Genomic DNA, 4098 nt, shown 5'->3' on the forward strand with positions numbered 1-4098 from the left:
GAAACCTGTCTTCCAGCACCGCACCTTCGGGTGTTCCCGGCAGTGACAGGGTTGACGTGCCCGGCAAAATCTTGCGCCCGCCCAGATTGTCGTAAAGGAACAGGCCCAGCCGGATCAGCCAGGCCGGGCGACGCCCGCGCAGCCACGGCATGAAAACGCCCAACAGTTTCGCGGTCGGTGTGTCACTGTCAAACCGCATATCCTTATGATAGGGCAGCACAAACCGCATCGGCCAGGAAATATGCGGCATCGCGCGCAGCAGGGTTTCCCGCTCAATCAGCGACTCCCGCACCAGCCGGATTTCGAAATACTCCAGATAGCGCAAACCGCCGTGAAAGAGTTTGGTGGAGGCGGAGGAGGTTGCCGAGGCCAGATCGCCCATTTCCGCCAAGCGCACCGACAGGCCGCGCCCCGCCGCATCGCGCGCAATCGCACAGCCATTGACGCCGCCGCCGATGATGAACAGATCCGTTACCTTGTCGTCATCCAATGCCATTCACGCCCCGTTTGGTCAGCTTGCCGCCAGCTTGAAAAGAACCATTCCGCACGGCAAAGGGCAACCTACAATTTTGCGGCGAAACTTAGCCCGCTCACGCCTGCCACCGCTGCTCCCGCGCCTCGATCGCCGCAATGCGCTGGTCGGTTTTCGGGTGGCTGCGCAGCCATTGCGGCACCTCATTTCCCTTGGCCCCGGTCAGCCGGTCCAGCTTGTGAAACAGGCTTTTCTGCGGCCCGGTGCCGATGCCGGCCTTGACGAGCAGCGCGCTGGCATAGGCGTCGGCCTCATTCTCATCCTTGCGCGACAGGCCCGCGCCAAGCGCCCGCGTCACATGCGAGGCGATCAGCACACCGACAAAAGGGATCATCCGACCCAAAAGCGAGGCGATCAGCAGAAACGCCGCGTTCTGCCCGGTCACATCAATCATCCGCCGCTTGGTATGGCCAAGCGCCACATGCCCCAACTCATGCGCCACGACTGACGCGATTTCCTCGGCGCTGACAATGCCTTGGCGGTAGCGGTCGATAAAGCCGCGCGTCAGGTAAATCCGCCCGTCCGGGGCCGCCAACCCGTTCACCGGGGCCGCGTCGTAGACGTTGACGGTGATCTTGGGCACATCCAGCGCCGTTGCCATCCGCACCATCAACCGCTCCAGCACTGGATCACGCAACGGGGTGGAATTCGCGGTCAAGTGCGTCGCCGTCTGCCACGCGGACAGCCGGTACATGATATACGCGCCAAGGATCGGCAGGATAAGGAAAATCAGTCTGGTCATGGTGCCAATATAGGCGCGCACGCGTCGAACGGGAAGGGCAGGGTTTAACGGCTCAATTCCCGCGTGCCGCGCGTCAGGCCTTCCAGCGTCATCGGCACCATGCGCTCGCCCACGATATCGCGGATCATCCGGATAGAATGGCCGTGCGGCCAGAAGCGTTCGGGTGTCGGGTTGATCCACAGATGGGATGGCCATTGCTGGCACAGACGTTGCAGCCAGACCTGCCCCGATTCCGGGTTCCAATGCTCATTCGCGCCGCCGGGGTGCAGGATTTCATAGGGGCTCATGCTCGCATCGCCGACAAAGATACATTTCCAGTCCGGGCCATAGGTGCGCAACACCTCCCAGGTCGGGGTCTGCGCATCCCAGCGGCGGCGGTTGTCGCGCCACACACCTTCGTAAACGCAGTTGTGGAAATAGAAATGCTCCAGATGGCGGAATTCGGATCGCGCGGCGCTGAACAACTCCTCGACCACCTTGACATGCGGGTCCATGGAGCCGCCGACATCGAGGAATAGCAGCACCTTCACCGCGTTGCGCCGCTCGGGCCTTGTTTGCACATCCAGATAGCCGTGTTCGGCGGTGGCGCGGATGGTGCCGTCAAGGTCCAACTCCTCCGCCGCACCGTCGCGCGCCCATTTGCGCAGGCGTTTCAGCGCGAGTTTGATGTTGCGGGTGCCCAGTTCCACCGTGTCGTCAAGGTTGCGGAATTCGCGCTTGTCCCAAACCTTGACCGCGCGGCCATGGCGGCCTTCTTTTTGGCCAATGCGCACGCCTTCGGGGTTATAGCCATAAGCGCCAAAGGGTGAAGTGCCTGCGGTGCCGACCCATTTACTGCCGCCCTGATGCCGGGCTTTTTGTTCCTCCAGCCGTTGTTTCAGCGTCTCCATCAACTTGTCGAAGCCGCCCAACGCCTCCACCGCCGCGCGTTCTTCCTCACTCAGATGCTTTTCCGCCAGCTTGCGCAGCCATTCCTCCGGCAGATCCAGCGCGTCGATCACCGCATCGGGCGTGACCGTCTCCAATCCTTTGAAACTGGCGGCGAAGGCTTGGTCAAACCGGTCAAGGTGGCGTTCATCCTTCACCATCGCCGTGCGGGCGAGGTAATAGAACCCGTCCACGTCATAAGTGGTCAACCCCGCCGCAACGCCTTCGAGAAACGACAGGAATTCCCGCAAACTGACGGGAACCCCATGCCGCCGGAGATTGTCGAAAAACGGCAGGAACATCAGGTCAGACCAGACGCCCAATGATGATCGTCAGGACAAGCGCGATCAAGGCGAAGACAATGCCATATACCGCGCCATATTGCGCCAGATCGGCGGGCTTGCCGCCCCGCTTGCGCGCAATCGCAGCGCCGGTCACCGCCCCCAGCAGAAATCCCGCAATCACAATCATGGTCCAGCCTCCCCAACGGAAAGGCAGTGGCCCAACCGTCAGCTTTTGTTGCCGCGCCGCGCGAGGGCCGAGATTTCAGCCGCGCGCGCGTTGATCTGCGCATCCGAGCCGAAGCCATAGCGCGCCCAGCTACGGCTGTCCATGCGCACCGCATCCGCCTCGCGGCTGTGGCCCTGTGCGGCAAGGGCTTCGGCCTTGACCAGCATCATCGTCGCCATCAGCGAGGCATTTTCCGCCGCCGCAATCACCGGCATGGAGCGTTCGGCGATTTGCAGCGCCTGCGCCGGGTCGCCATGCGACAGCGCGTAGGCGGCAAGCTGCATATCGACATGGGCGGAATAGATCGCACCACCCGGCAAACCACGATAGATGCGGGATGCGTCGTTGAACGCGGCCAAGGCCGCACTCGGGTCACGCGCCATGATCAGACGACCAAGCGCATATTGGCTGAATGCCAGCCGCGCGCCGGTCCAGCCTTGCGAATGTGCCAGCCCAAGCGCCTGACGTGCCGCGGATTCGCGCTGCCCTGCGGAGCCATTGCCACCCAAGGCGGTCAGCACCGCGTTGATCCAGATGCGCGGCGTTGGCATCGGTGCCCCCGATCCGGCACGTTCGCCCGCAGGATTGACCCGCGCCAGCACGGCAGGAAGTTTGGCTGCAACTTCAGCTTGTGTCATTCCGGACCGCAGTTCCGGCGCATAATAAGCCCGCAGCACGGTCATGTCGAACCCGGTCAGGATCGAGTTGAAATTGTCATCGTTGAAGACGGAATCGGTCAGCCGGTAGAGGTCGTTCAACGGTCCCATCGCCTGCGCGGTTTCTTCATTCAGACAATCGCGCACCTCTTGCGCCGCCGCATCGGCGGGGATGAACACCGAAGCGGTCTCCCGCGATGCCAGCGTTGCCCAATCCAGCGCGCCGGTGCGGCGGCTGGCCTGAAACTCCGCCCAGCTTGCGACGCGCGGCACCACGAAACAGGCAACATTGGCATAGGTGGTGCGGATCACGTTGCGCGGCACGAATTCGATATTGATCGAGGCGGGACCACTGGCCACCTGCCGCACATCAATCCCCGCTTCATTGCGGAACCGCGCCAGCACCCGTGCAAGATCGGTCGCGGCATTGCCCGGCACCGGGCCGGCAACCTTGACAGTGATCGGTCCTTCAAACCGGGTCAGCACCGGCAAGGGCCGCCCGCTTTCCATGTTGAAGGTCAGTTCCAGAAAATCCCGCGCGATGGAGGCGTTGCTGCGCGTCGGACGCGGCGCGGCAGTCAACCCGAAACGGTTCATCTGTGAATTGGCCTGATCCCCCACGGTGATCGAGGCTTTGGTCTGGTTCATCGACACATCGGCATCCGGGGCGGGGACGCAGGCCGACAGCAGGAAAATCGCCAAAAGCGAAGCGACGCGCATATCAGGCAGCC

At 62.7% G+C, this 4098-nt stretch carries 5 protein-coding genes; all 5 read right to left on the minus strand.

Translation table 11 applies throughout. From position 1 onward, the window contains the following. Nucleotides 1–496 (minus strand): FAD-dependent oxidoreductase (locus L0H65_RS15665; RefSeq protein WP_301460008.1); only part of this gene is annotated, 496 nt, incomplete at its 3' end. A gap of 94 nt (nt 497–590) precedes the next feature. Next, a complete protein-coding gene (locus L0H65_RS15670; protein ID WP_301460009.1) occupies nt 591–1274 on the minus strand; it encodes a M48 family metallopeptidase in 684 nt (227 codons plus the stop codon). Between the two features lie 44 nt (nt 1275–1318). Further along, nucleotides 1319–2503: a VWA domain-containing protein gene (locus L0H65_RS15675; RefSeq protein WP_301460011.1), complete on the minus strand. Its 1185-nt coding sequence runs from the start codon at nt 2501–2503 to the stop codon at nt 1319–1321. A gap of 4 nt (nt 2504–2507) precedes the next feature. After that, nucleotides 2508–2672 carry a hypothetical protein gene (locus L0H65_RS15680; RefSeq protein WP_301460012.1) on the minus strand — a complete coding sequence of 55 codons (165 nt, stop codon included), beginning with the start codon at nt 2670–2672 and terminating at the stop codon, nt 2508–2510. A 38-nt stretch (nt 2673–2710) separates the two neighbouring features. Next, on the minus strand, nt 2711–4087 hold the full coding sequence (locus L0H65_RS15685; RefSeq protein WP_301460013.1) for a DUF2927 domain-containing protein: 1377 nt from the start codon (nt 4085–4087) through the stop codon (nt 2711–2713). Nucleotides 4088–4098: the final 11 nt, after the last annotated feature.

Origin of the sequence: Pseudorhodobacter sp. (assembly GCF_030452865.1) — a bacterium.
In the GTDB taxonomy this organism is placed as follows: domain Bacteria; phylum Pseudomonadota; class Alphaproteobacteria; order Rhodobacterales; family Rhodobacteraceae; genus Pseudorhodobacter.

Bases quoted from the DNA above. Each gene is read 5' to 3' on its own strand.
- L0H65_RS15680 (WP_301460012.1), bottom strand. From the start codon at position 2,672: ATGATTGTGATTGCGGGATTTCTGCTGGGGGCGGTGACCGGCGCTGCG.
- L0H65_RS15675 (WP_301460011.1), bottom strand. From the start codon at position 2,503: ATGTTCCTGCCGTTTTTCGACAATCTCCGGCGGCATGGGGTTCCCGTC.
- L0H65_RS15685 (WP_301460013.1), bottom strand. From the start codon at position 4,087: ATGCGCGTCGCTTCGCTTTTGGCGATTTTCCTGCTGTCGGCCTGCGTC.
- L0H65_RS15670 (WP_301460009.1), bottom strand. From the start codon at position 1,274: ATGACCAGACTGATTTTCCTTATCCTGCCGATCCTTGGCGCGTATATC.